At 62.4% G+C, this 22,832-nt stretch carries 34 protein-coding genes; 32 read left to right on the forward strand and 2 right to left on the reverse strand.

The genetic code is table 11. The features are described 5' to 3' along the window. Nucleotides 1-11: 11 nt before the first annotated feature. Entirely contained in the window at nucleotides 12-284 is a 273-nt protein-coding gene (locus WG900_RS00460; RefSeq protein ID WP_339963915.1) for a MoaD/ThiS family protein, read from the forward strand. Here WG900_RS00460 and WG900_RS00465 read toward each other — a convergent pair. Then, a complete protein-coding gene (locus tag WG900_RS00465; protein ID WP_339963917.1) occupies nucleotides 254-481 on the reverse strand; it encodes a hypothetical protein in 228 nt (75 codons plus the stop codon). The genes WG900_RS00460 and WG900_RS00465 overlap by 31 nt on opposite strands. 247 nt (nucleotides 482-728) lie before the next feature. Between WG900_RS00465 and purU the strand changes: the two genes are divergently transcribed. From purU to WG900_RS00495, 6 genes are all read left to right on the forward strand, one after another. After that, nucleotides 729-1,583 carry a formyltetrahydrofolate deformylase gene (purU, locus tag WG900_RS00470; protein WP_339963919.1) on the forward strand — a complete coding sequence of 285 codons (855 nt, stop codon included), beginning with the start codon at nucleotides 729-731 and terminating at the stop codon, nucleotides 1,581-1,583. 68 nt (nucleotides 1,584-1,651) lie between these two features. Continuing rightward, nucleotides 1,652-2,071, forward strand: coding sequence for an NAD(P)H-dependent oxidoreductase subunit E (locus WG900_RS00475; RefSeq protein WP_339963921.1), 420 nt, complete (start codon nucleotides 1,652-1,654; stop codon nucleotides 2,069-2,071). Further along, the gene (locus WG900_RS00480; RefSeq protein WP_339963923.1) at nucleotides 2,068-3,666 is read left to right on the forward strand and encodes an NADH-ubiquinone oxidoreductase-F iron-sulfur binding region domain-containing protein; all 1,599 of its coding nucleotides are present in this window, start codon (nucleotides 2,068-2,070) and stop codon (nucleotides 3,664-3,666) included. Before WG900_RS00475 ends, WG900_RS00480 begins: the two co-directional genes overlap by 4 nt. Continuing rightward, the gene (fdhF, locus tag WG900_RS00485; protein ID WP_339963925.1) at nucleotides 3,656-6,499 is read left to right on the forward strand and encodes a formate dehydrogenase subunit alpha; all 2,844 of its coding nucleotides are present in this window, start codon (nucleotides 3,656-3,658) and stop codon (nucleotides 6,497-6,499) included. The genes WG900_RS00480 and fdhF overlap by 11 nt, the downstream gene beginning before the upstream one ends. Nucleotides 6,500-6,527: 28 nt before the next feature. Continuing rightward, complete coding sequence (locus tag WG900_RS00490; RefSeq protein ID WP_339965293.1) at nucleotides 6,528-6,707, forward strand: formate dehydrogenase subunit delta; 180 nt, start codon at nucleotides 6,528-6,530, stop codon at nucleotides 6,705-6,707. Between the two features lie 60 nt (nucleotides 6,708-6,767). Further along, nucleotides 6,768-7,436 (forward strand): hypothetical protein, encoded by a 669-nt coding sequence (locus WG900_RS00495; RefSeq protein ID WP_339963927.1) that lies wholly within the window; start codon nucleotides 6,768-6,770, stop codon nucleotides 7,434-7,436. Nucleotides 7,437-7,533: 97 nt separating this feature from the next. On the opposite strand, the gene WG900_RS00500 is transcribed toward WG900_RS00495, so the two are convergent. Further along, nucleotides 7,534-7,791: a hypothetical protein gene (locus tag WG900_RS00500; RefSeq protein ID WP_339963929.1), complete on the reverse strand. Its 258-nt coding sequence runs from the start codon at nucleotides 7,789-7,791 to the stop codon at nucleotides 7,534-7,536. Nucleotides 7,792-8,201: 410 nt separating this feature from the next. On the opposite strand from WG900_RS00500, the gene rpsL reads away from it, so the two are divergent. From rpsL to rplO, 25 genes are all read left to right on the forward strand, one after another. After that, on the forward strand, nucleotides 8,202-8,573 hold the full coding sequence (gene rpsL, locus WG900_RS00505; protein ID WP_339963931.1) for a 30S ribosomal protein S12: 372 nt from the start codon (nucleotides 8,202-8,204) through the stop codon (nucleotides 8,571-8,573). Between the two features lie 153 nt (nucleotides 8,574-8,726). Next, entirely contained in the window at nucleotides 8,727-9,197 is a 471-nt protein-coding gene (gene rpsG, locus WG900_RS00510; RefSeq protein ID WP_339963933.1) for a 30S ribosomal protein S7, read from the forward strand. Between the two features lie 15 nt (nucleotides 9,198-9,212). Continuing rightward, nucleotides 9,213-11,285, forward strand: a complete 2,073-nt coding sequence (gene fusA / locus WG900_RS00515; RefSeq protein ID WP_339963935.1) for an elongation factor G — start codon at nucleotides 9,213-9,215, stop codon at nucleotides 11,283-11,285. A gap of 93 nt (nucleotides 11,286-11,378) precedes the next feature. Then, complete coding sequence (gene tuf / locus WG900_RS00520) at nucleotides 11,379-12,569, forward strand: elongation factor Tu (protein WP_339963937.1); 1,191 nt, start codon at nucleotides 11,379-11,381, stop codon at nucleotides 12,567-12,569. A 132-nt stretch (nucleotides 12,570-12,701) separates the two neighbouring features. Then, nucleotides 12,702-13,013, forward strand: coding sequence for a 30S ribosomal protein S10 (gene rpsJ / locus WG900_RS00525; RefSeq protein ID WP_100866252.1), 312 nt, complete (start codon nucleotides 12,702-12,704; stop codon nucleotides 13,011-13,013). A gap of 335 nt (nucleotides 13,014-13,348) precedes the next feature. Next, on the forward strand, nucleotides 13,349-14,107 hold the full coding sequence (gene rplC / locus WG900_RS00530) for a 50S ribosomal protein L3 (RefSeq protein ID WP_339963940.1): 759 nt from the start codon (nucleotides 13,349-13,351) through the stop codon (nucleotides 14,105-14,107). Between the two features lie 3 nt (nucleotides 14,108-14,110). Next, on the forward strand, nucleotides 14,111-14,737 hold the full coding sequence (gene rplD, locus WG900_RS00535; protein ID WP_339963942.1) for a 50S ribosomal protein L4: 627 nt from the start codon (nucleotides 14,111-14,113) through the stop codon (nucleotides 14,735-14,737). Next, nucleotides 14,730-15,035: a 50S ribosomal protein L23 gene (locus tag WG900_RS00540; RefSeq protein ID WP_339963944.1), complete on the forward strand. Its 306-nt coding sequence runs from the start codon at nucleotides 14,730-14,732 to the stop codon at nucleotides 15,033-15,035. The genes rplD and WG900_RS00540 overlap by 8 nt, the downstream gene beginning before the upstream one ends. Before the next feature lie 10 nt (nucleotides 15,036-15,045). Beyond that, nucleotides 15,046-15,882, forward strand: a complete 837-nt coding sequence (gene rplB / locus WG900_RS00545) for a 50S ribosomal protein L2 (RefSeq protein ID WP_339963945.1) — start codon at nucleotides 15,046-15,048, stop codon at nucleotides 15,880-15,882. Between the two features lie 6 nt (nucleotides 15,883-15,888). Beyond that, nucleotides 15,889-16,167, forward strand: a complete 279-nt coding sequence (gene rpsS, locus WG900_RS00550) for a 30S ribosomal protein S19 (protein ID WP_310533788.1) — start codon at nucleotides 15,889-15,891, stop codon at nucleotides 16,165-16,167. Beyond that, nucleotides 16,167-16,556 (forward strand): 50S ribosomal protein L22, encoded by a 390-nt coding sequence (rplV, locus tag WG900_RS00555; protein WP_339963947.1) that lies wholly within the window; start codon nucleotides 16,167-16,169, stop codon nucleotides 16,554-16,556. Before rpsS ends, rplV begins: the two co-directional genes overlap by 1 nt. A 2-nt stretch (nucleotides 16,557-16,558) precedes the next feature. Further along, nucleotides 16,559-17,269, forward strand: coding sequence for a 30S ribosomal protein S3 (rpsC, locus tag WG900_RS00560; RefSeq protein WP_339963948.1), 711 nt, complete (start codon nucleotides 16,559-16,561; stop codon nucleotides 17,267-17,269). A gap of 3 nt (nucleotides 17,270-17,272) precedes the next feature. Beyond that, nucleotides 17,273-17,707, forward strand: a complete 435-nt coding sequence (gene rplP, locus WG900_RS00565) for a 50S ribosomal protein L16 (RefSeq protein WP_339963949.1) — start codon at nucleotides 17,273-17,275, stop codon at nucleotides 17,705-17,707. After that, the gene (gene rpmC, locus WG900_RS00570) at nucleotides 17,707-17,925 is read left to right on the forward strand and encodes a 50S ribosomal protein L29 (RefSeq protein WP_339963950.1); all 219 of its coding nucleotides are present in this window, start codon (nucleotides 17,707-17,709) and stop codon (nucleotides 17,923-17,925) included. The genes rplP and rpmC overlap by 1 nt, the downstream gene beginning before the upstream one ends. A gap of 11 nt (nucleotides 17,926-17,936) precedes the next feature. Then, the gene (gene rpsQ / locus WG900_RS00575) at nucleotides 17,937-18,206 is read left to right on the forward strand and encodes a 30S ribosomal protein S17 (RefSeq protein WP_339963951.1); all 270 of its coding nucleotides are present in this window, start codon (nucleotides 17,937-17,939) and stop codon (nucleotides 18,204-18,206) included. Nucleotides 18,207-18,269: 63 nt separating this feature from the next. Continuing rightward, nucleotides 18,270-18,638 carry a 50S ribosomal protein L14 gene (rplN, locus tag WG900_RS00580; protein ID WP_339963952.1) on the forward strand — a complete coding sequence of 123 codons (369 nt, stop codon included), beginning with the start codon at nucleotides 18,270-18,272 and terminating at the stop codon, nucleotides 18,636-18,638. Further along, the gene (gene rplX, locus WG900_RS00585) at nucleotides 18,638-18,952 is read left to right on the forward strand and encodes a 50S ribosomal protein L24 (protein ID WP_339963953.1); all 315 of its coding nucleotides are present in this window, start codon (nucleotides 18,638-18,640) and stop codon (nucleotides 18,950-18,952) included. Before rplN ends, rplX begins: the two co-directional genes overlap by 1 nt. After that, nucleotides 18,945-19,529: a 50S ribosomal protein L5 gene (gene rplE, locus WG900_RS00590; protein WP_339963954.1), complete on the forward strand. Its 585-nt coding sequence runs from the start codon at nucleotides 18,945-18,947 to the stop codon at nucleotides 19,527-19,529. Before rplX ends, rplE begins: the two co-directional genes overlap by 8 nt. A 29-nt stretch (nucleotides 19,530-19,558) precedes the next feature. Beyond that, nucleotides 19,559-19,864 carry a 30S ribosomal protein S14 gene (gene rpsN, locus WG900_RS00595; protein WP_339963955.1) on the forward strand — a complete coding sequence of 102 codons (306 nt, stop codon included), beginning with the start codon at nucleotides 19,559-19,561 and terminating at the stop codon, nucleotides 19,862-19,864. Between the two features lie 10 nt (nucleotides 19,865-19,874). Next, a complete protein-coding gene (gene rpsH / locus WG900_RS00600; RefSeq protein ID WP_339963956.1) occupies nucleotides 19,875-20,270 on the forward strand; it encodes a 30S ribosomal protein S8 in 396 nt (131 codons plus the stop codon). Beyond that, nucleotides 20,270-20,803, forward strand: a complete 534-nt coding sequence (rplF, locus tag WG900_RS00605) for a 50S ribosomal protein L6 (protein ID WP_339963957.1) — start codon at nucleotides 20,270-20,272, stop codon at nucleotides 20,801-20,803. The genes rpsH and rplF overlap by 1 nt, the downstream gene beginning before the upstream one ends. Then, nucleotides 20,803-21,153, forward strand: coding sequence for a 50S ribosomal protein L18 (gene rplR / locus WG900_RS00610; protein WP_339963958.1), 351 nt, complete (start codon nucleotides 20,803-20,805; stop codon nucleotides 21,151-21,153). Before rplF ends, rplR begins: the two co-directional genes overlap by 1 nt. Before the next feature lie 2 nt (nucleotides 21,154-21,155). Beyond that, the gene (rpsE, locus tag WG900_RS00615) at nucleotides 21,156-21,917 is read left to right on the forward strand and encodes a 30S ribosomal protein S5 (RefSeq protein WP_339965294.1); all 762 of its coding nucleotides are present in this window, start codon (nucleotides 21,156-21,158) and stop codon (nucleotides 21,915-21,917) included. A 5-nt stretch (nucleotides 21,918-21,922) separates the two neighbouring features. Continuing rightward, nucleotides 21,923-22,099, forward strand: coding sequence for a 50S ribosomal protein L30 (gene rpmD / locus WG900_RS00620; protein ID WP_339963959.1), 177 nt, complete (start codon nucleotides 21,923-21,925; stop codon nucleotides 22,097-22,099). Between the two features lie 133 nt (nucleotides 22,100-22,232). Further along, entirely contained in the window at nucleotides 22,233-22,754 is a 522-nt protein-coding gene (gene rplO, locus WG900_RS00625) for a 50S ribosomal protein L15 (RefSeq protein WP_339963960.1), read from the forward strand. The last annotated feature ends 78 nt before the right edge of the window (nucleotides 22,755-22,832 follow it).

The following is a 22,832-nucleotide window of genomic DNA, read 5'->3' on the forward strand; positions in this document are numbered from 1 at the left end:
GACTGAGTCGCTTGGCCCGCGTCATCCTGCTGCCGCCGTTCGCCGGAGAATTCTTCGGCGGGCGCGGCGAGATGGAGGTTGATGCGGGCAGCCTGTTCGCGCTGGTCCGCGCGCTTGATGCTGAGGCTCCGGGCTTTGCCGAGGCGGTGGAAGGCCGGGCGGCAATCGCCATTGGCGGAGTGGTGGCCGGGGACTGGACGACGGCGTTAAAGCCGGACGACGAAGTGATGTTCGTGCCGAAGGTGGCTGGCGGTCAACGCCGTCTGGCCGCCTCGTCCTCGTAGGCCTTTTTGAATTCCTTGGCGAAGACCTCCGCCTTTGGCTGCGTGCTGTCAGGGATCTTGGTCTCGACCTGGTCGCGCGATGGCGCGACACTGCCGGCAAGGGCCTGCGCATTGGCGATGGAAGAGAGAGCGATGCCAAGGGACAAGGCCGTTACGATGCCGGAAGTTTTTCCCAGCGAGACGGTGTCACGAATCATTAAGCCTCCGCAGTATGAATATTACGCCAAAATAGCGGATTGTTGCCCACAATTCATTTTGCTTCGACCCGATTCGTATCTTTTGTTTCGCGAACAATACTCAATCGTAGAGCGGACAAGGAAAGCCATTGCCAATCTTAAATCAACTTGCGCGCTCAAACGCCTATCGACGCTGCGATTTCCATGCATTAACCGCTTCGGTGAACTGCAATCGTTGATTGTGCGGTGAATGGTCTGGGAGAATCCGGTGAACACTACCTGCGTGCTGAGCCTGTCTTGCGGTGACAAACCCGGCCTTGTTGCCCAAGTGGCCGGATTTCTTGCGGCCAAGGGCGGCAACATCACCGATGCCGAGCAGTACAATGACCCCGCGACGCAGCGCTTTTTCATGCGGGTCGAATTCGATCCCGGCATTGCCTCGCCCGATGCCCTGCGCGCCGCCTTCGCACCGATCGCGGCGGAAAACGGCATGGACTGGAAACTCCGCGCGCCCGGCCACAGGCCCAAGGTGCTGTTGATGGTCAGCAAGTTCGACCATTGCCTTGTCGATTTGCTCTACCGCAAGCGCATCGGTGAAATTGCTATGGACGTGGTCGCGGTGGTTTCGAACCACGAGCGCGGGGCTGGCAGCGCCGGGATGCTGGAGGGGGCGCCCTATTACCATTGCCCAGTCACCCGCGATACCAAGCCGCAGCAGGAAGGACAGGTGCGGGCTATTGTCGAGGAAACCGGCGCCGAATTGATCGTTCTGGCGCGCTACATGCAGATATTATCGGACGAGATGGCCGGCTTTCTCTCCGGCCGCTGCATCAATATCCATCACTCTTTCCTGCCCGGCTTCAAGGGCGCCAAACCCTATCACCAGGCCCATGCGCGCGGTGTAAAGATGATTGGCGCGACCAGTCATTACGTCACCACCGATCTCGATGAAGGGCCGATCATCGCGCAGGACGTCGAGGCGATCGGCCACCGCGAATCGCCGGAGGAACTCGTCGCCAAGGGCCGCGATGTCGAACGCCGCGTACTCGCCAAGGCGGTGAAGGCGCACCTCGAGGACCGGGTGTTCCTCAACGGCGCGAGGACGGTGGTGTTCGAGCGGTGAGTGATATCAGACAGCCGATGGCCGTCGGCGGTCTGTTCGCCCCTCAAGGACTGGTGTAGGATCGCTTCATGCAAGTCGACCTTGCCGATATCCTCGCGCGCCATGCCCACCGCGAAGGCGCGTTGCTGCCGATCCTGCACGATGTGCAGGCGGCGTTCGGCTGCGTTGATGCGGCGGCAGAGGCGGCAATTGCCAAGGCGATCAATCTGAGCCGCGCCGAAGTGCACGGCGTTGTCAGTTTCTACCACGATTTCACTGCAACGCCCGATCCGCGCCCTTGCGTTGAATTGTGCCGGGCCGAGGCCTGTCAGGCGCGCGGTGTTGAGGCCCTAGTCCCGGCGGCGGAGCAAGCTGCCGGAATCCGCGTCAGGCTGAAGACGGTCTATTGCCTCGGCCTGTGCAGCGCGGGGCCTTCCGCGCGGGTGGGCGATCAGGTCCACGCGCGGCTGGATGAAGCGGCGCTGGTTGCTCTGGTGAAGTCGGCATGATTACCGTCCGCATCTCTGATGACGCGCTGGCGCTGGCCTGCGGTGCCAATGCCGTGGCCGCCGAGTTCAAACGGCTGGGCTGGCAGGTTCAGCGGGTATCTTCCTGCGGCATGCACTGGCTTGAACCGCTGGTGGAGATCGATGGCCTTGGTTTTGGCCCCGTTACGCCCGCCGATGTCGCTTCCATAATTCTTCATCTCCGCGAAGGCAGGGATCCATCCGCGCCCGATCAGCGCGATGAGGCACACTCGATGGACCCCCGCCTGCATGGGGGCGACGGGATCTGGGGCGAAAGGATAGAGCGCCACCCCTTCATCGCCGGCCAGCAGCGGCTGACCTTCGCCCGCGCCGGACGGACGCGGCCGCTCAACCTTGAAGACTACGCCGCGACCGGCGGCTGGGCCGGGCTGAACCGCGCACGCGCCATGTCCCCCGCTGACGTCATCGCCGAAGTGCTCGAATCGGGCCTGCGCGGGCGCGGCGGTGCGGGCTTTCCGGCGGGCATCAAGTGGCGCACCGTAGCCGAGGCTGCAGGTGAGCGAAAGTATATCGTCTGCAATGCCGACGAGGGCGACAGCGGTACCTTTGCCGACCGGATGCTGATGGAGGGCGATCCCTTTCAGCTGATCGAGGGCATGGCCATCGCCGCTCACGCGGTGGGCGCGGGTCAGGGCTACATCTATGTCCGCAGCGAATATCCGCACGCCATCGCCAAGCTGAACGCGGCCATTGCCCTTGCCGAGCCACACATCGCGCCGTTCGCGCTGGAAGTGCGTGTCGGGGCAGGGGCCTATGTCTGCGGCGAGGAAACGTCCTTGCTGAATTCGATCGAGGGCAAGCGTGGCGAGGTCCGCGCCAAGCCGCCGCTGCCCGCACTGGAAGGACTGTTTGGCCGTCCGACGCTGGTCAATAACGTGCTGACGTTGGCGGCCGTGCCGCACATACTCAGCGAAGGCGGGGCATCGCTCTATGCGCAGCTGGGCCACGGTCGGTCGCGCGGAACCAAGCCGATCCAGCTGGCTGGCAACATCAGGCACGGCGGAATTTACGAGACGGCTTTCGGCATCACCCTGCATGAATTGATCAACGACATCGGCGGCGGCACGGCATCGGGCCGGCCGGTCAAGGCGGTGCAGGTCGGCGGGCCGCTCGGCGCCTATATCCACACGGATCAGTTCCACCTGCCGTTCGATTACGAAGCCTATGCCGCCAATGACGCCCTGATCGGCCACGGAGGCGTGGTGGTGTTTGACGACAGCGCTGACATGGGCGCGCTGGCCCGCTTCGCCTTTCAGTTCTGCGCCGCAGAAAGCTGCGGCAAGTGCACGCCCTGCCGCATCGGATCGACGCGCGGGGTCGAACTGGTCGACCGCATACGCGCGGGCGGCACGCGGGCAGCGGACAGGGTCGAGGGGCTGCCGCAGATGCACAATGCTGCCAAGACCGGGCGCAGCCGCGAAGAGGCGCTGCAATTGCTCGAGGACCTGTGCGATACGATGCAGCACGCCTCGCTTTGCGCGCTGGGCGGATTTACGCCCTATCCGGTGCGCTCGGCGCTGAAGTATTGGCCAGAGGATTTTGCCGATGGGCTATGAACCGCAAGCCGACTTCGGGACACCGGCAGTGTGCTCCGACACGCAGGTGACGCTGACCATCGATGGCCGCGAAGTTTCCGTGCCCGCTGGCACCAGCGTCATGCGCGCCGCAAAGGAATGCGGCGGCGCGATCCCCAGCCTCTGCGCCACCGACAGCGTGAAGGCCTTCGGCTCGTGCCGCCTGTGCCTTGTCGAGATCGACGGGCGGCGCGGCACTCCGGCCAGCTGCACCACGCCTGCCGAACAGGGCATGGTCGTTCACACCCAGACGCCGCGTCTCGCGAAGCTGCGCAAGGGGGTGATGGAGCTCTATATCTCCGACCATCCGCTCGATTGCCTGACCTGTTCTGCCAATAACGATTGCGAGCTTCAGGACACGGCGGCCGAAGTCGGCCTGCGCGATGTGCGTTATGGCTACGACGGGGAGACCCACCTTGGTGCGGCGACCGACAGCTCGAACCCCTATTTCGATTTCGATCCGGCTAAATGCATCGTTTGCTCGCGCTGCGTGCGTGCTTGTGACGAGGTGCAGGGGACGTTCGCGCTCAGCGTTGACGGGCGCGGTTTTGCCTCTGCGGTCAGCGCGGGGCAGGCGGGTGATACCTTCCTGTCGAGCGAATGCGTGTCCTGCGGGGCCTGCGTTCAGGCCTGCCCGACCGCGAGCCTGCAGGAAAAGGCGGTCAAGGAGATCGGCCTGCCCGAACGCGCGGTCATCACCACCTGCGCCTATTGCGGGGTGGGCTGTACCTTCCGCGCTGAAATGCGCGGGGAGCAACTCGTCCGCATGGTGCCGTGGAAGGATGGCAAGGCCAACCAAGGCCACTCCTGCGTCAAGGGCCGCTTCGCCTGGGGCTATGCCAATCACCAGGACCGCGTGACCCGCCCGATGATCCGCGAATCCATCGAGCAGCCGTGGCGCGAGGTCAGCTGGGACGAGGCGCTGGCCTATACTGCTGGCAAGTTGAACGCGATCAAGGCGCAGTACGGCGCACGAGCGCTTGGCGCGATCAGTTCCAGCCGCTGCACCAACGAGGAAGTCTGGCTGGTCCAGAAACTGGTCCGCGCAGGCTTCGGCAGCAACAACATCGATACCTGCGCGCGGGTGTGCCATTCGCCCACGGGTTATGGCTTGTCGAAGACCTTCGGCACCAGCGCCGGCACGCAGGATTTTGACAGCGTGATGGACGCCGATGTCGTCCTGGTGATCGGCGCGAACCCGACCGACGGGCATCCGGTGTTTGCCAGCCGGCTCAAAAGGCGGCTCAGGCAGGGCGCAAAGCTGATCGTCATCGACCCGCGTCGGATCGATCTCGTCCACTCACCGCACATCGAGGCGGCGCATCATCTGGCGCTTCAGCCCGGCACCAATGTCGCGGTACTGACTGCGATGGCCCACGTGATCGTCAGCGAAGGTCTGGCCGACGAGGCCTTCATCCGCGAGCGTTGCGAGTTCGATGAATTTGCCGACTGGGCAGCGTTCGTTTCGCAGGAGCGCCATTCGCCCGAGGCACTCGAACTCGTCACCCGCGTGCCTGCCGCCGACTTGCGCGCAGCCGCAAGGCTGTTCGCGACTGGCGGCAACGGAGCCATCTATTACGGCCTTGGCGTCACCGAACATTCGCAAGGCTCCTCCACGGTCATGGCCATTGCCAACCTCGCCATGGCCACCGGCAACATCGGCCGTCGCGGGGTGGGCGTGAACCCCTTGCGCGGGCAGAACAATGTACAGGGCGCCTGCGACATGGGCTCTTTCCCGCACGAATTGCCCGGCTACCGCCACATCGCCCGCGATGACGTGCGCGCCAGTTTTGAGGCGGACTGGCACGTTGCGCTCGATCCTGACCCGGGCCTGCGCATCCCCAACATGCTCGACGCCGCGCTCGATGGCAGCTTCCGCGCGATCTATATCCAGGGCGAGGATATCCTGCAGTCCGATCCCAACACCCACCACGTCGCGGCGGGGTTGGCGGCGATGGACCTTGTGATCGTTCACGACCTGTTCCTGAACGAGACCGCGAACTACGCGCATGTCTTCCTGCCGGGCAGCACTTTCCTGGAAAAGACCGGCACCTTCACCAATGCCGAACGCCGCGTGCAGATGGTACGCATGGTGATGGAGCCGGCCAACGGATACGAGGACTGGCAGGTGACGCAGGAACTGGCGAAGGCCATGGGCCTCGGCTGGGATTATGCGGACAGCGGCGAGATCATGGACGAAATCGCCCGCCTGACGCCCACCTTCGCCGGCATCAGCCACGCCCGGTTGGATCGCGAAGGCTCACTGCAATGGCCGGTGAACGAGGCCGCGCCGTACGGCAGCCCGATCATGCATGTGGATGGTTTCGTGAGGGGGAAAGGCCGCTTCATCATCACCGACTACGTGCCGACTGACGAACGCACCGGCCCGCGCTATCCGCTACTGCTCACCACCGGGCGCATCCTCAGCCAGTACAATGTCGGCGCGCAGACGCGGCGCACGGCGAACACCGTGTGGCATGAGGAAGACCTGCTCGAAATGCACCCTTCAGACGCCGAGCACCGGGGCATCAAGCATGGCGACTGGGCCCGCCTCGCGAGCCGGACGGGCGAGACCACCCTGCGCGTCACTGTGACTGACCGGGTCGCCCCCGGCGTCGTCTATACCACCTTCCACCACCCGACGACGCAGGCCAATGTCGTCACCACCGAACATTCCGACTGGGCGACGAGTTGCCCCGAATACAAGGTCACCGCGGTGCAGGTCAGCCCCAGCAACGGCCCCAGCGAATGGCAGGAATCCTATGCTGCCCTGTCCAAGAGTCACCGCCGTATCGCTGCCGAGCCGGCGGAGTAGCGCCATGGACCCGCAGCGCCTCGCCTATATGGCCAACCAGATCGTCCGCAATTTCGCCGCGCTTGGCGAAGACCATGCCGCCGAGGCCACGGCGGAGCACATCAAGGACTATTGGGACCCCCGCATGCGCGCGGCGCTGCGTCTTCCCGAAACGAAAAGCGCGCTTGATCCGATCGCCCGCCGCGCCGCCGAACTGCTGCACAACTGAGGGGGACAGCCGCCCGCTCCGTCGTCCCCGGCGCTCCCCAGCCGGCGCGGCGAGGAGCGCGTGGATGGCCTTCTCGCGGGCCTGCATGGCATCCAGCTTGGCATTGATCGAGGCCATGATGGCGTCCTCATCCTCCGCGTCGCGGGCCAGCGACTCGGCGCGCTGGCGTTCATAGACCGGATGGCCGGGGCGCAGCGCGGCAAAGGCGTCATCCTCGCCCGACCACCGCGCACAGCGGCGCTGGCGCAGCAGGAACATGACGAGCCTGTTGTCGAAATGCCGCCCGGTGCCGAGCAGGCGTCCGGCCGAGACGATCGGCCGCTCCTCCCGCTCGATCGCGCGCGCCAGCAGGCAATCTTCCAGCCGGGCAATCCCCCGATCAATCGCCGCCTCCCACGCCGCGGCAAAGCCCTCGGCCCCCGGCATCTGCCGCAGCTTATAGCGCGTCTTCATGCTCACCCCGATCGCCAACCCGGCCTGAGTGACGATGCCTGTCGCAGCGAGCGCCGCGATAAAGGCACGCTGCAGGTCCGGCGTGATCGAATTGCGCCGGGGCTGCTTGTGGACATAGGGGGCAAAGCCCAGCAACGGATCATCCGGTGCGGGCGGTTCAGCGGTAAAGGCGGTGCGGCTGGTCCGCCGCGAAGGGCGCGCGGACTTGCAGGCAAGGGCCGGGCGCTGGGCGGAGGAGAGCGAGAAAGGGGCGGGCGGAACAGGGGCGAGCGATAAGGGGCAAACGGTCACTGCGAAGAGCGGCTCCATGCAGGTTTTTCGTCGTCCTTGATGGAGGGTATCGCATGGAGCGGGGGCTGTAGGAAAATGCTTTTCAGGCTGCCCTTTCCTGATTGAGGCGGAACAGGCGGGCCAGCACTGCATCGTCGGTGAGCGTGCCGGCGCGGAAATCTCCGCCCCAGCCATAGGCTTCGGCCACGGCTTCATCGAGCGCTCGGTGGGCGTGGTCGAGCCATGCGGGGCGGGCGTTGTCGAGGTTAGTGAGCTTGCTCTTGGCCAGTTCCTTCGCTACCGATTCGTCCTTGGGCAAAATGCGGTCGGGATACCCGAGGACAACCCCGGGCTCGCGCACGACTAGGCTCAGGACCTATTAAATTGCTTGCGTGGCTGGCTGGGTGTTGATTCAATGGCGTCGCATTTGGCAATGAAGTCTTGTGCGGTTATAGGCTTGGCGTAGTAACAGGTTCGCAGGCAAGTCATATGTTTCTTGGCACCGGCCTGAACCGGCCGATCCAGCTTGACCCCACCCCAGAATCTCCCTAAGGGCCGCCACTTCCGGGGTCTCCCTGGATAGAGCTGAACATTGCCGGGGCGTCGCGAATTCGCGGTAATCCGTCAAAGTAACCCGGTTTTTCGCCAGGGTGGAGCGTTTCAGACTCGCAGTGCCAAGTTTCCGCAGGCGATTCGCTTGCGGCAGGTGCGCCGCGATTTTGTTCCCTTCATCTTGTCGGCAAGACCACGAACCAAGGTGAAGAGTACTTCATGCCCACAATCAACCAGCTGGTCCGCAAGGGCCGCGTTCCGCAGAAGGCCAAGAGCAAGGTCCCTGCGATGGAGCAGAACCCGCAGAAGCGCGGCGTTTGCACTCGTGTTTACACCACGACCCCGAAGAAGCCGAACTCGGCGCTTCGCAAGGTTGCCAAGATCCGTCTGACGAATCAGCGCGAAGTGATTTCCTACATTCCGGGTGAAGGCCACAACCTGCAGGAGCACTCGGTCGTGCTGATCCGCGGTGGCCGTGTCCGCGATCTTCCCGGCGTGCGTTACCACGTGCTGCGCGGCGTTCTCGATACCCAGGGTGTCAAGGACCGCAAGAAGAGCCGTTCGAAGTACGGCGCCAAGCGTCCGAAGTAAGTTTCACGCGGAAACGGTCTACGCTTTCACTCGGTGACGGGTGGTCGGGCCAGACAGAAATCTCTGCATTTTTGTCAAACCTGAAAATGCGAGTGGGCCGGAGCCGCAAGGCAGCCATGGACATGGCTGCCGCACTCCGAAGGAGTTTCGAAAATGTCACGTCGTCGTCGTCCCGAGAAGCGGGAAATCCTGCCTGATCCCAAGTTCGGTGATCACATCCTGTCGAAGTTCATGAACAACCTCATGCTCGATGGTAAGAAGTCGGTTGCGGAAAGCATCGTCTATGGCGCCATGGATACCATGGAAACCAAGGCGAAGGCCGATCCGATCCAGCTGTTCCACGATGCCCTGAACAACGTGAAGCCGCAGATCGAAGTGCGTTCGCGCCGCGTCGGTGGTGCTACGTACCAGGTGCCGGTCGAGGTTCGCCCCGAGCGCGCCCAGGCTCTGGCCATCCGCTGGCTGATCACCGCCGCGCGCAATCGCAGCGAAACCACGATGGCGGCACGCCTTTCGGGCGAGCTGCTCGACGCTGCCAACAACCGCGGCAACGCGGTGAAGAAGCGCGAAGACACCCACCGCATGGCCGACGCCAACCGCGCATTCAGCCACTACCGCTGGTAAAAGGACACTAAGACCATGGCACGTAGCCATCCGCTCAGCATGTACCGTAATATCGGTATCATGGCGCACATCGACGCTGGCAAGACCACGACGACCGAGCGTATCCTCTACTACACCGGCAAGTCCTACAAGATCGGCGAAGTCCATGACGGCGCCGCGACGATGGACTGGATGGAGCAGGAGCAGGAACGCGGCATCACGATCACGTCGGCCGCCACGACCTGCTTCTGGAACGATCACCGGATCAACATCATCGACACCCCCGGGCATGTCGACTTCACCATCGAAGTCGAACGTTCGCTGCGCGTGCTTGACGGTGCCGTGGCTTGCTTCGACGGCGTTGCCGGCGTTGAGCCGCAGTCAGAAACCGTTTGGCGTCAAGCAGATAAGTACGGCGTACCCCGCATGTGCTTCATCAATAAGTTGGATCGCACCGGCGCCAACTTCAAGTACTGCGTGCAGTCGATCATCGACCGCCTCGGTGCCAAGCCTGCCGTGCTGTTCCTGCCGATCGGTCTCGAAGCCGATCTCAAGGGTCTGGTCGACCTGGTCGAGAACCGTGCGATCATCTGGAAGGATGAAGCGCTCGGTGCAGAGTTCTTCTTCGAAGAAATCCCCGCCGACATGGTCGACGAAGCTGCGGAATACCGTGAAAAGCTGATCGAGCTGGCCGTGGAGCAGGACGACGACGCGATGGAAGCGTACCTGGAAGGCAACCTTCCGGATGCCGATCAGCTGCGCGCGTTGATCCGCAAGGGTACGCTCAACCAGTCGTTCGTTCCGGTCTGCTGCGGTTCGGCGTTCAAGAACAAGGGCGTCCAGCCCCTGCTCGACGCGGTCGTAGCCTACCTGCCTTCGCCGCTCGACATTCCTGACGTCCAGGGCGTCAAGATGGACAGCGATGAGAAGGACAGCCGTCCGCCTACGGATGACGCGCCGTTCAGCGCGCTTGCCTTCAAGGTCATGAACGATCCGTTTGTCGGCTCGCTCACCTTCATTCGCATCTACTCGGGTACGCTCGTCAAGGGCACTTACCTGAACTCGGTGAAGGACAAGAAGGAAAAGGTCGGGCGCATGCTCGAAATGCACGCCAACGACCGCAAGGACGTTGACGAGGCATTCGCTGGCGACATTATCGCGCTGGCCGGCATGAAGGAAACCACCACGGGCGACACGCTCTGCGCTGAACGTCAGCCGATCGTGCTTGAACGCATGGAATTCCCCGAGCCGGTTATCGAACTGTCGGTTGAACCCAAGACCAAGGCTGACCAGGAAAAGATGGGCATCGCGCTCAATCGCCTCTCGGCCGAAGATCCCTCGTTCCGCGTCTCGACCGATCATGAATCGGGCCAGACGATCATCAAGGGCATGGGCGAACTGCACCTCGACATCATCGTCGATCGTATGCGCCGCGAGTTCAAGGTAGAGGCCAACGTCGGTGCGCCGCAGGTGGCTTACCGCGAATACCTGGCGAAGCCGGTGGACGTCGATTACACCCACAAGAAGCAGTCGGGTGGTACCGGTCAGTTCGGCCGCGTGAAGATCAAGGTCACGCCGGGCGAGCGCGGTTCGGGCTTCGTCTTCAAGGACGAAATCAAGGGCGGTAACATTCCGAAGGAATATATCCCCGCGATCGAAAAGGGCATGCGCGAAACCGCTGAAGGCGGCAGCCTCATCGGCTTCCCGATCATCGACTTCGAAATCAACCTCTACGACGGCGCCTACCATGACGTCGACTCGTCGGCGTTGGCCTTCGAAATCGCCGGTCGTGGTGCCATGCGTGAAGTCGCCCAGAAGGCCGGCATCAAGCTGCTCGAGCCGATCATGAAGGTTGAAGTCGTTACCCCGGAAGATTACCTGGGCGACGTCATCGGCGACATGAACAGCCGTCGTGGTCAGATTCAGGGCACCGACACCCGCGGCAACGCACAGGCTGTTGAAGCTCTGGTGCCGCTGGCAAACATGTTCGGTTATGTGAACCAGCTGCGCTCGTTCACCCAGGGCCGGGCAAACTATTCGATGTTCTTCTCCCACTACGACGAGGTTCCGGCGAATGTCGCAACCGAAATCAAGGAGAAGCTTGCCTAAGTGGCAAGATGATACTAACGGCGGCGCCTGATTCAGCGGGCGCCGTCCTTTCCCCCCGTAGATTCGAGATCATCTGAAAGAAGGTTTGAGACAATGGCCAAGGCAAAATTTGAGCGGAACAAGCCGCACTGCAACATCGGCACCATTGGTCACGTCGACCATGGCAAGACCACGCTGACCGCCGCGATCACCAAGATCATGGCTGAAATCAACGGCGGCACCGCTGTTGACTTCGCAAACATCGACAAGGCTCCCGAAGAGCGCGAGCGTGGTATCACCATCTCGACCGCTCACGTCGAGTACGAAACGGCTGCCCGTCACTACGCGCACGTCGATTGCCCGGGCCACGCTGACTATGTGAAGAACATGATCACCGGTGCGGCGCAGATGGACGGCGCCATCCTCGTGGTGAACGCTGCTGACGGCCCGATGCCGCAGACCCGCGAGCACATCCTGCTTGCCCGCCAGGTCGGCGTGCCTGCCCTTGTTGTTTACATGAACAAGGTCGATCAGGTTGACGACGCTGAAATCCTCGAGCTCGTCGAGCTGGAAATCCGCGAACTCTTGTCGAGCTATGGCTTCGACGGCGACGCCATTCCTGTGATCCCGGGTTCGGCTCTTGCCGCACTCGAAGGCCGCGACGATGCCATCGGCAAGGAATCGATCATCGCCCTGATGAACGCTGTCGACACCGCCATCCCCCAGCCGCCGCGTCCGACCGACAAGCCCTTCCTGATGCCCGTTGAAGATGTGTTCTCGATCTCGGGCCGTGGTACGGTTGTTACCGGCCGCGTCGAAACCGGCATCGTCAAGGTTGGCGAAGAAGTTGAAGTCGTCGGGATCCGCGACACCCAGAAGACCGTCGTCACCGGCGTCGAAATGTTCCGCAAGCTGCTCGATCAGGGTGAAGCCGGCGACAACATCGGCGCGCTGGTTCGTGGTCTGAAGCGTGAAGACGTTGAGCGTGGCCAGGTTCTGGCCAAGCCCGGCACCGTCACGCCGCACACCGAATTCTCGGCTGAAGTCTACGTGCTGTCGAAGGATGAAGGCGGCCGTCACACGCCGTTCTTCGCCAACTACCGCCCGCAGTTCTACTTCCGCACCACCGACGTGACCGGCGAAGTGATCCTTCCCGAGGGCACCGAAATGGTGATGCCGGGCGACAACATCGGTCTCTCGGTCAAGCTGATCGCTCCGATCGCGATGGATGAAGGTCTGCGCTTCGCAATTCGCGAAGGTGGCCGCACCGTCGGTTCGGGGGTTGTCAGCAAGATCACTAAGTAATATAGGCCGCGCTCCGCAGGGGGATTCGCTCCCCCTGCGGGTAGGTTTTCAGCGATCGGACCGCTCTCCCGAAAAGGGAAGCTCGGCGGTGCGGTCGGTTTTTTGTTTGCTCTTTCTCATCGGTATCAGGACATGGAAGCTCAGAATATCCGCATTCGCCTCAAGGCATTCGATCATCGCGTGCTTGACCAGGCGACCGGCGAAATCGCCGAGACCGCACGCCGCACTGGCGCGCTGATCCGGGGCCCCATTCCTCTGCCGACGAGAATTGAAAAGTTTACCGTGAACCGCGGGCCGCACATCGACAAGAAGTCGCGTGAGCAGTTCGAAGTTCGCACCTACAAGCGTCTGCTCGACATCGTGCAGCCGAACGCCACCACCGTGGACGCGCTGATGAAGCTCGACCTCGCAGCTGGCGTGAACGTCGAAATCAAACTCGCATAAGCGAGTTTGCCTTTAGCCCCCGCGAAGGCGGGGGTGGCGGGGGTCTGGCAAGACCTTAAATCAGCCAAAGTTTCGGACCTTCGGGTCCGCGTCCTACCGGACTTCGGTTCGGCTCCTAGCAGGCCTCGCCTGCGACGAGACAGAGCCACAGCACAATTGCTGCGGACACAAGGGATACCTCCGGAGCTTGCCCAGTCTGGGTAAGAAACGGGCATGCGTCCCCCGTCTCGCTCCTTGCTTGCAAGGGGCATTCAGCCCGGACGGGGCTCGTATCACAAATGGGCTGAGCACGCCTTTGGGGATGGTCCTCATAGGCCTCTGTAGGAGAATGGATCATGCGCACCGGCGTGATCGCTAAAAAGGTGGGGATGACCCGCCTTTTCCAGGACGACGGACGGCACGTGCCGGTTACCGTATTGTCGCTGGAGAATTGCCAGGTGGTTTCGGTTCGTACCGCTGACCGCGACGGATATGTCGCTGTTCAGCTGGGCGCCGGCTCTGCCAAGCAGAAGAACGTTGCCAAGCCGCAACGTGAACACTTTGCCAAGGCTGAAGTCGAACTGAAGGCGCGGGTTGTCGAATTTCGCGTTGCGGACGACGCTACCCTTGAAGTCGGATCGACGATCGCTGCCTCGCATTTCGCGGTTGGCCAGCTGGTCGATGTCGGCGGTCACACGCAGGGCAAGGGCTTCGCCGGCGCCATGAAGCGTTGGGGCTTCGGCGGTATGCGCGCCACCCACGGCGTGTCGATCAGCCACCGTGCTCACGGTTCGACGGGTAACCGCCAGGATCCGGGCCGCGTCTTCAAGAACAAGAAGATGGCCGGTCACATGGGCGATCGCCAGCGCACCCAGCAGAACCTCGAAGTGGTTCGCGTGGATGACGAGCGTGGCCTGATCTTCGTCAAGGGTTCGGTTCCGGGTTCGAAGAACACCTGGCTGACCGTCAAGGATTCGGTGAAGGTCTCGCGCCACGCCGAAGCGCCTTATCCCGCCGGCCTCAAGCAGGTCGCCAACAGCAACGATTCGGCGCCTGCCGACACCCCCGCGGAAGACGTGGCGGCTGTCGAAGCGACCGAAGGCCAGGAGGGCTAAGTCGTGAAAGTCAAGCTTTCCAACCTCGACGGTTCCGCCGGCAAGGGTGAAGTCGAGCTGTCCGATGCCGTGTTCGGCCTCGAACCGCGCGCTGACATCCTGCACCGCGTCGTAACCTGGCAGCTCGAAAATCGCCGCGGCACTGCCCGCGGTGCCCGCGAGCGTTCGGACGTTGCCCGCACCGGCAAGAAGTTCGGCAATCAGAAGGGCGGCGGTACGGCTCGTCACGGCGATCGTGCTGCTCCGATCTTCATCGGTGGCGGCAAGGCGCACGGACCCCGCGTTCGTGACTTCAACCCTTCGCTGAACAAGAAGATCCGCGCTCTGGGCCTGAAGATGGCTCTGTCCAGCAAGGCTCAGTCGGGCCTCGTGATCGTCGACACACTCGACGTGACCGACGCCAAGACCAAAGTCCTGGCCGCTCAGCTCGCCAAGGCGAACTGGGGCAAGAAGGTGCTGGTCATCGATGGCGAGCAGGTGAACGAGGGCTTTGCCCGCGCCACCGGTAACCTCATCGGCGTCAACGTCCTCCCGGCTGTCGGCGCCAACGTCTATGACATCCTGAAGCATGACACGCTGGTGCTGACCCGCGCCGCTGTCGAAAAGCTGGAGGCACGGTTCAATGGCTAAGGACGCAATCAATACGCGTCACTACGACGTGATCGTGGCTCCCCACATCACCGAGAAGTCGACGCTGGCCAGCGAGAACGACGCTGTGGTTTTTAAGGTGGCTAACGATGCCACCAAGCCGGAAATCAAGGCGGCCGTCGAGGCCATCTACGGCAAGAAGGTCTTGAGCGTGAATACGCTGAACCAAAAGGGCAAGACCAAGCGGTGGAAGGGCAAGCCCTATCGCCGTTCGGATTTCAAGAAGGCCGTAGTTCGCCTGGCTGAAGGCCAGTCGATCGACGTCACCTCCGGTATCTGAGGCGCGGACAATGGCACTCAAAAACTATAACCCGACCAGCCCCGCACGGCGCGGCCTGATCCTCGTCGACAAGTCGTCGCTGTGGAAGGGCAAGCCGCTCAAGGCGCTGACCGAAGGCAAGAGCAAGACTGGCGGCCGTAACAACAAGGGCCATGTCACCTCGCGTGGCATCGCCGGCGGTCACAAGCAGTCGTATCGTTTCATCGATTTCAAGCGCCGGAAGTGGGATGCTCCCGCAACCGTCGAGCGGCTCGAGTACGATCCCAACCGCACGGCTTTCATCGCCCTCATCAAGTATGCAGACGGCGAACAGAACTACATCATCGCGCCGCAGCGCCTCGCCGTTGGCGACAGCGTTGTTGCTGGTGAGAAGACGGACGTGAAGCCGGGCAACGCAATGCTGCTCAGCACCATGCCGGTCGGCACCATCTGCCACAACGTGGAGATGAAGCCGGGCAAAGGCGGTCAGATCGCCCGTTCGGCAGGGACTTACGTCCAGGTCGTTGGTCGTGACCGCGGCATGGTTATCGTCCGCCTTAACTCGGGTGAGCAGCGTTACCTGCGCGGCGATTGCATGGGTACGGTTGGCGCGGTTTCGAACCCCGACAACCAGAACACCAACCTCGCCAAGGCTGGCCGCAACCGCTGGAAGGGCATCCGCCCGCTGACCCGCGGTGTTGCCAAGAACCCGGTCGACCATCCGCACGGTGGTGGCGAAGGTCGTACCTCGGGTGGCCGTCATCCGGTTACCCCGTGGGGCAAGCCGACCAAGGGTGCCCGTACCCGCCACAACAAGCGCACCGATGGCATGATCATCCGGTCGCGCCACGCCAAGAAGAAGAGGTAAGCGACCATGGCACGCTCCGTATGGAAGGGCCCTTTCGTCGACCTGCACCTGCTGAAGAAGGCGGAAGCCTCGCAGGATCAGGGCAGCCGCGCCGCGCCGATCAAGACCTGGTCGCGTCGCTCGACGATCCTGCCGCAGTTCGTTGGTCTGACGTTCAACGTCTACAACGGCCACAAGTTCATCCCTGTTTCCGTCTCTGAAGAGATGGTCGGCCACAAGCTTGGTGAATTCGCGCCGACGCGCACGTTCCCCGGCCATGCCGCTGACAAGAAGGGCAAGCGCTGATGAGCAAGCAGAAAGCTCCCCGCCGCGTTGGTGACAACGAGGCCCTCTCGGTCGGCACGCAGATCCGCGGTTCGGCCCAGAAGCTGAACCTCGTGGCTGCGCTGATCCGTGGTCGCCGCGCTGAAGACGCGATGAACATCCTGGCCTTCTCGAAGAAGGGCATGGCGGTTGACGCTCGCAAGGTACTCGCTTCGGCGATCGCCAATGCCGAGAACAACCACAACCTGGACGTCGACTCGCTCGTCGTGGCGGAAGCCTCGGTCGGCAAGTCGATCACGATGAAGCGCTTCCACACCCGTGGTCGCGGCAAGTCGACCCGCATCCTGAAGCCGTTCAGCCGGCTGCGGATCGTTGTCCGTGAAGTTTCCGACGAAGCTGGGGAGGCCTGATCATGGGTCACAAGAGCAATCCGATCGGCCTGCGCCTCCAGATCAACCGGACCTGGGACAGCCGCTGGTACGCCGAAGGCAAGAACTACCGCACGCTGCTTGAGGATGACCTCAAGATGCGCAAGTTCATCATGGAAACGCTGCCCCAGGCCGCGATCTCCAAGGTGGTGATCGAGCGTCCGGCCAAGACCTGCCGCGTGTCGATCTATGCCGCCCGCCCGGGTGTCATCATCGGCAAGAAGGGTGCGGACATCGAAAAGCTGCGCTCGCAGCTGGCCAAGATGACCGCCGGCGACGTCAAGTTGAACATCGTTGAAATCCGCAAGCCGGAAGTCGATGCCAAGCTTGTTGCCCAGGGCATTGCCGATCAGCTGATCCGCCGTGTGGCTTTCCGCCGTGCGATGAAGCGCGCCATGCAGTCCGCCATGCGTCTCGGTGCCGAAGGCATCAAGATCACCTGCGGCGGCCGTCTTGGTGGTGCAGAAATCGCCCGCATTGAATCGTACCGTGAAGGCCGCGTGCCGGCACATACGCTTCGCGCCAATATCGATTATGCCGAAGCCGAAGCGCTGACCGCATATGGGATCATCGGCATCAAGTGCTGGATTTTCAAGGGTGAAATACTTGGCCATGACCCGATGGCCCAGGACCGCCTGATGCTGGAGGCCCAGACCTCCGGCGTGCGCCCCGCGCGCGATGACCGCAGGAACTAAGCCATGCTGCAACCGAAAAAACATAAGTTCCGCAAGCAGTTCAAGGGCCGGATCAAGGGTGACGCCAAGGGCGGCTCGGATCTGAACTTTGGCTCCTACGGCCTCAAGGCTCTTGAGCCTGAGCGGATCACCGCTCGCCAGATTGAAGCGGCCCGCCGTGCGATCACGCGCCACATCAAGCGTCAGGGACGCCTGTGGATCCGCGTGTTCCCCGACGTGCCGGTGTCGAAGAAGCCCGCCGAAGTCCGCCAGGGCAAGGGCAAGGGCTCGGTCGAATACTGGGCAGCCAAGGTAAAGCCGGGCCGCATCCTGTTCGAACTCGATGGCGTTCCCGGTCCGCTGGCGGCAGTTGCCTTCAGCCGCGCCGCGATGAAGCTGCCTATCAAGGTCAAGGTCGTTGCCCGCCTTGGCGACACTTCGCACCTGGGAGCCGAATAATGGCCGGCAAGAACAAGACCACCCGCGTCGAGGACCTGCGCGTCAAGTCCGATGACCAGCTGGGCGAGCAGATGCACGACCTGAAGCGCGAGGCGTTCAACCTCCGTTTCCAGGCTGCGACCAACCAGCTTGAGCGCCCCGCGCGCATCAAGGAAGTTCGTCGCGACATCGCCCGGATCAAAACGCTGCAGGGCGAACGCGCCCGCGTGGCCAAGTAAGGAGCAGACGAATGCCCAAGCGTATTCTGGTCGGCACCGTCGTCTCCGACAAGACTGACAAGACCGTCGTGGTCAAGGTTGAGCGTAAGGTGAAGCACCCCCTCTACGGGAAGATCATCCGCCGCTCGAAGAAGTACCACGCGCATGACGAAACCAACGCCTTCAAGGCCGGTGAAGTTGTTCGCATCGAGGAAACGGCTCCCATCTCCAAGTTGAAGACCTGGAAGGTGATCGAGCGCGTAACCGCGGGCAAGACCGCCGCCGTGGAAGCCGACGTTTAAGTCGAAATCGTTTTTGGAACTGCCGGGCAAGTCCCGGTAAGCCGTTGAGAAGGAACCGGATCAATGATCCAGATGCAATCCAACCTCGACGTCGCAGACAACAGCGGCGCAAAGCGCGTCCAGTGCATCAAGGTACTGGGCGGGTCTAAGCGCCGGGTTGCGGGCGTCGGCGACATCATCGTGGTGTCGGTCAAGGAAGCGCAGCCGCGCACCAAGGTTAAGAAGGGCGACGTCCATCGCGCTGTCATCGTTCGCACCCGCAAAGAAGTGCGCCGCGCTGACGGATCGGTGATCCGCTTCGACAGCAACGCTGCTGTGCTCGTCGGCAAGAACGAAGAGCCCATCGGCACCCGTATCTTCGGCCCCGTGGTTCGCGAACTGCGTTCCAAGGGCTTCATGAAGATCATCTCGCTTGCGCCGGAGGTGCTGTAATGGCTGCGTCCAAGATCAAGAAGGGTGACACCGTTGTTGTCCGTTCGGGTAAGAGCAAGGGTCATGTCGGTACGGTCACGCAGGTGCTTCCCAAGGACGGCAAGATCGTTGTTGCGGGTGCCAATGTGATCACCCGCCACCGCAAACCGAGCCAGGAAAACCCGCAAGGCGGCATCGAGCGTCGTGAAGCGCCGATGGCGATCTCCAAGGTCGGCATCGCGGTAGACGGCAAGCCGAGCCGCGTCCGGTTCGAAACCCAGGATGGCAAGAAGGTCCGCGTGGCCGTCAAGTCCGGAGAGAAGATCGATGGCTGAAAATTACACCCCGCGCCTTCGTACCAAGTACGATGCCGAAATCGCGAAAGCCATGACTGAAAAGTTTGGCTACAAGAACGTGATGGAAGTGCCGAAGATCCAGAAGATCACGCTCAACATGGGCGTTGGTGAAGGCACCCAGGACCGCAAGAAGGTTACGACCGCGGTCGAGGAAATGGAAAAGATCGCCGGCCAGAAGGCCGTCGTGACCAAGGCCAAGAAGTCGATCGCGCAGTTCAAGCTGCGTGAAGGCATGGCGATCGGTTGCAAAGTTACCCTGCGCCGTGAACGCATGTACGAATTCCTTGATCGTCTGATCACCGTCGCAATGCCCCGCATTCGCGATTTCCGTGGCCTCAATCCGAAGTCGTTCGACGGCCGTGGCAACTATGCCATGGGCCTGAAGGAGCAGATCATCTTTCCGGAGATCAGCTACGACCAGATCGACAAGGTGCGTGGCATGGACATCATTGTCACCACCACTGCCAAGACCGACGACGAAGCGCGCGAGCTGCTCCGCCTGTTCGGATTCCCTTTCCCGCTGGAAGCTGCTGACGATCAGCAGCAGGCCGCGTGAACTGCAATTGAAGAAGAGAGCTTAAGTCCATGGCGAAACTGAGTTCCGTGAACAAGAATGAGCGTCGCAAGAAGCTCGTCACCAAATACGCAGCAAAGTATGCTGCGCTCAAGGCGACGGCTGACAACGAAGCGCTCGACGATGGCGAACGCCTGATGGCCCGCCTCAAGATGGCAGAGCTGCCGCGCAACGCGAATCCTACTCGTGTGCGTAACCGCTGCGCCACCACCGGCCGCCCCCGCGGCTATTATCGCAAGTTCGGCCTGTGCCGCATCGAACTCCGTAATCTTGCCAACAAGGGCATGATTCCGGGCGTGACGAAGTCGAGCTGGTAAGGATCATCCGATGGCATTGACCGATCCCCTGGGTGACCTGCTCACCCGCATCCGTAACGGCCAGCGCGCCAAGAAGGACTCTGTCCTTTCGCCCGCTTCGAAGCTGCGCGCCCGCGTACTCGAAGTGTTGCAGCGCGAAGGCTACATCCGCGGCTATACGGAGGACGCTACCGGCGTTCACCCGCAGCTGCGCATCGAGCTGAAGTACTTCGAAGGCGAACCCGCCATCAAGCACGTCGCTCGTGTCTCCAAGCCTGGCCGCCGCGTCTATTCGGGTTCCAAGGAACTTCCGATCATTCGTAATGGTCTTGGTATCACCATCGTCTCGACGCCTCGCGGCGTGCTTTCGGATGCCGAAGCGCGCGCCCAGAACGTCGGCGGCGAAGTGCTCGCGGAGGTGTTCTGATGAGCCGTATTGGCAAACGTCCGGTTGCGATCCCGAGCGGCGTCAGCGCCGATATCGCGGATGGCGTTCTGACCGTGAAGGGCCCCAAAGGCACCCTGACGCTCAGCCTGCGCGAAGAAATCGCCTACAAAATCGAAGGTGACAGCATTTCGGTGCTGCCCGCCAACGATACCAAGGCGGCGCGTGCCTTCTGGGGCATGCAGCGCACCATGGTCGACAATCTCGTGACCGGTGTGACCCAGGGTTACACCAAGGTCCTCGAGATCACCGGTGTCGGTTACCGCGCAAACTCTCAGGGCAAGAACCTGAAGCTGCAGCTCGGTTACAGCCACGACGTCGACTACGCGATTCCGGAAGGGATCGAGATCAAGACGCCGGATAACACCACCGTCGAGATCATTGGTATCGACAAGCAGAAGGTCGGCCAGGTTGCGGCCGAGATCCGTCGCTGGCGCAAGCCCGAACCCTACAAGGGCAAGGGTATCAAGTACCGCGGCGAGTTCATCTTCCGCAAGGAAGGGAAGAAGAAGTAATGGCCAAGCTGTCCCTCTTCGAGCGCCGTCGTCGGCGCGTTCGCACCGCGCTCAAGGCGCGCTCCGGTGGCCGTCCGCGGCTTTCGGTGCACCGTTCGGGCCGTCACATCTATGCCCAGATCATCGACGATGCCGCTGGCAAGACGATCGCTGCGGCTTCCACGCTGGTCAAGGGATCCAAGGGTCCCGGCGCCAATGTCGAGGCTGCTGCAAAGGTTGGCGCCGATCTCGCCGCGGCTGCCAAGCAGGCCGGCGTCACTTCTGTCGTGTTCGATCGCGGCGGCTTCCTTTTCCATGGCCGCGTCAAGGCGCTGGCTGATGCCGCTCGCGAAGGCGGGCTGGAGTTCTGATGATGGCAGACGAAACCAACAACGCAGCTGTGATCGACGCTCCGATCGCCGCGGCAAATCCCCAAGGCGCTGAAACCGGCGGCGAAGCACGTGGTCCTGGCGGCGGCGGCCGTGGCCGTGGTCGCGGCGGCAACGATCGTGGCGGCAATGACCGCGGCGGACGCGGCAGTGGCGGTGGTCGTGGTCGTGACGACCGCAATCGCGGCCGTGGCGGCGACGATGACGGCGGCGAAGAGCTGATCGAGAAGCTCGTTCACATCAACCGCGTCTCGAAGACGGTCAAGGGCGGCAAGCGCTTCGGCTTTGCAGCGCTGGTCGTCGTGGGCGACGGCAAGGGCCGCGTCGGCTTCGGTCATGGCAAGGCACGCGAAGTGCCGGAAGCCATCACCAAGGCTACCGCAGCTGCCAAGAAGAAGATGGTTCGCGTTCCGCTCAAGGAAGGCCGCACCCTGCACCATGACGGCAAGGGACGTTTCGGCGCCGGCAAGGTCAACGTGCGTTCGGCTCCGGCCGGTACCGGCATCATCGCCGGTGGCCCGATGCGCGCCGTTTTCGAAAGCCTGGGCGTGGCCGACGTGGTGACCAAGTCGGTCGGTACTTCGAACCCGTACAACATGATCCGCGCCACCTTCGACGCGCTCGTCAACCAGACTTCGCCGAAGTCGGTTGCCCAGCGCCGTGGCAAGAAGGTCGCTGACCTGCTCGGTCGTGGCGGCGCCAGCGTAGCAGAGGCGGAAGCCGACGCTGCCGCTATCGTGGAGTAAGACAGATGGCGACTATCAAGATCAAGCAGATCGGTTCGCCGATCCGCCGCCCGGAAAGCCAGAAGAAAATTCTGATCGGCCTGGGTCTGGGCAAGATGCACCGCGTTGTTGAACGTCAGGACACTCCTGAGGTTCGCGGCGCGATTGCCAAGCTTCCCCACATGGTGAAGGTGGTCGATTGACCAATCGAGCGCGCCCGCCTAGGTGGGCGCGCTGATTCCTATTGGAGGTAATCTCTCGGCCTCCTGAGGTCTCGGCCTGTGCGGAGACTCAAATGAGAGAATAGCGCGACAAAAGCGAAAGCGAGTGCAACTCATGAAACTCAATGAAATTCGTGACAACGAAGGTGCCCGCAAGGGCCGCATGCGCGTCGGCCGTGGTATCGGTTCGGGCAAGGGCAAGACTGCCGGCCGCGGCCAGAAGGGTGCCAAGGCACGTTCGGGCGTCAGCATCAACGGCTTCGAAGGCGGCCAGATGCCGCTTCACATGCGCATCCCGAAGCGCGGCTTCAGCAACAAGCAGTTCGCCAAGGACTATGCCGAAGTGAACCTCGGCCTGATCCAGAAGGCGATCGATTCCGGCAAGCTGGACGCCAAGGCCGTCATCGATCACGCAGCGCTCAAGGCTGCCGGTTTTGCCCGTGGCGGCAAGGACGGCGTCCGTCTGCTCGGCAAGGGTGAATTCACCGCCAAGGTGACCTTCGCCGTTGACGGCGTTTCTGCCGGCGCCAAGGCTGCCGTCGAAAAGGCTGGCGGCACGGTCAACATTCCCGATGCCGGCCCGACCGAGCATGAGAAGAAGACCGCTCGCCGCGAAGCCAACAAGGCTGCAAAGTAATTTGATCATCCCCGCGGCTGATACTGCGGGGATGGTTGATCGCGGGGGTTCGACATCTCGCTTTCGTGCCTATATGGG

The organism is Novosphingobium aquae, assembly GCF_037572715.1.
Taxonomy (GTDB): domain Bacteria; phylum Pseudomonadota; class Alphaproteobacteria; order Sphingomonadales; family Sphingomonadaceae; genus Novosphingobium; species Novosphingobium aquae.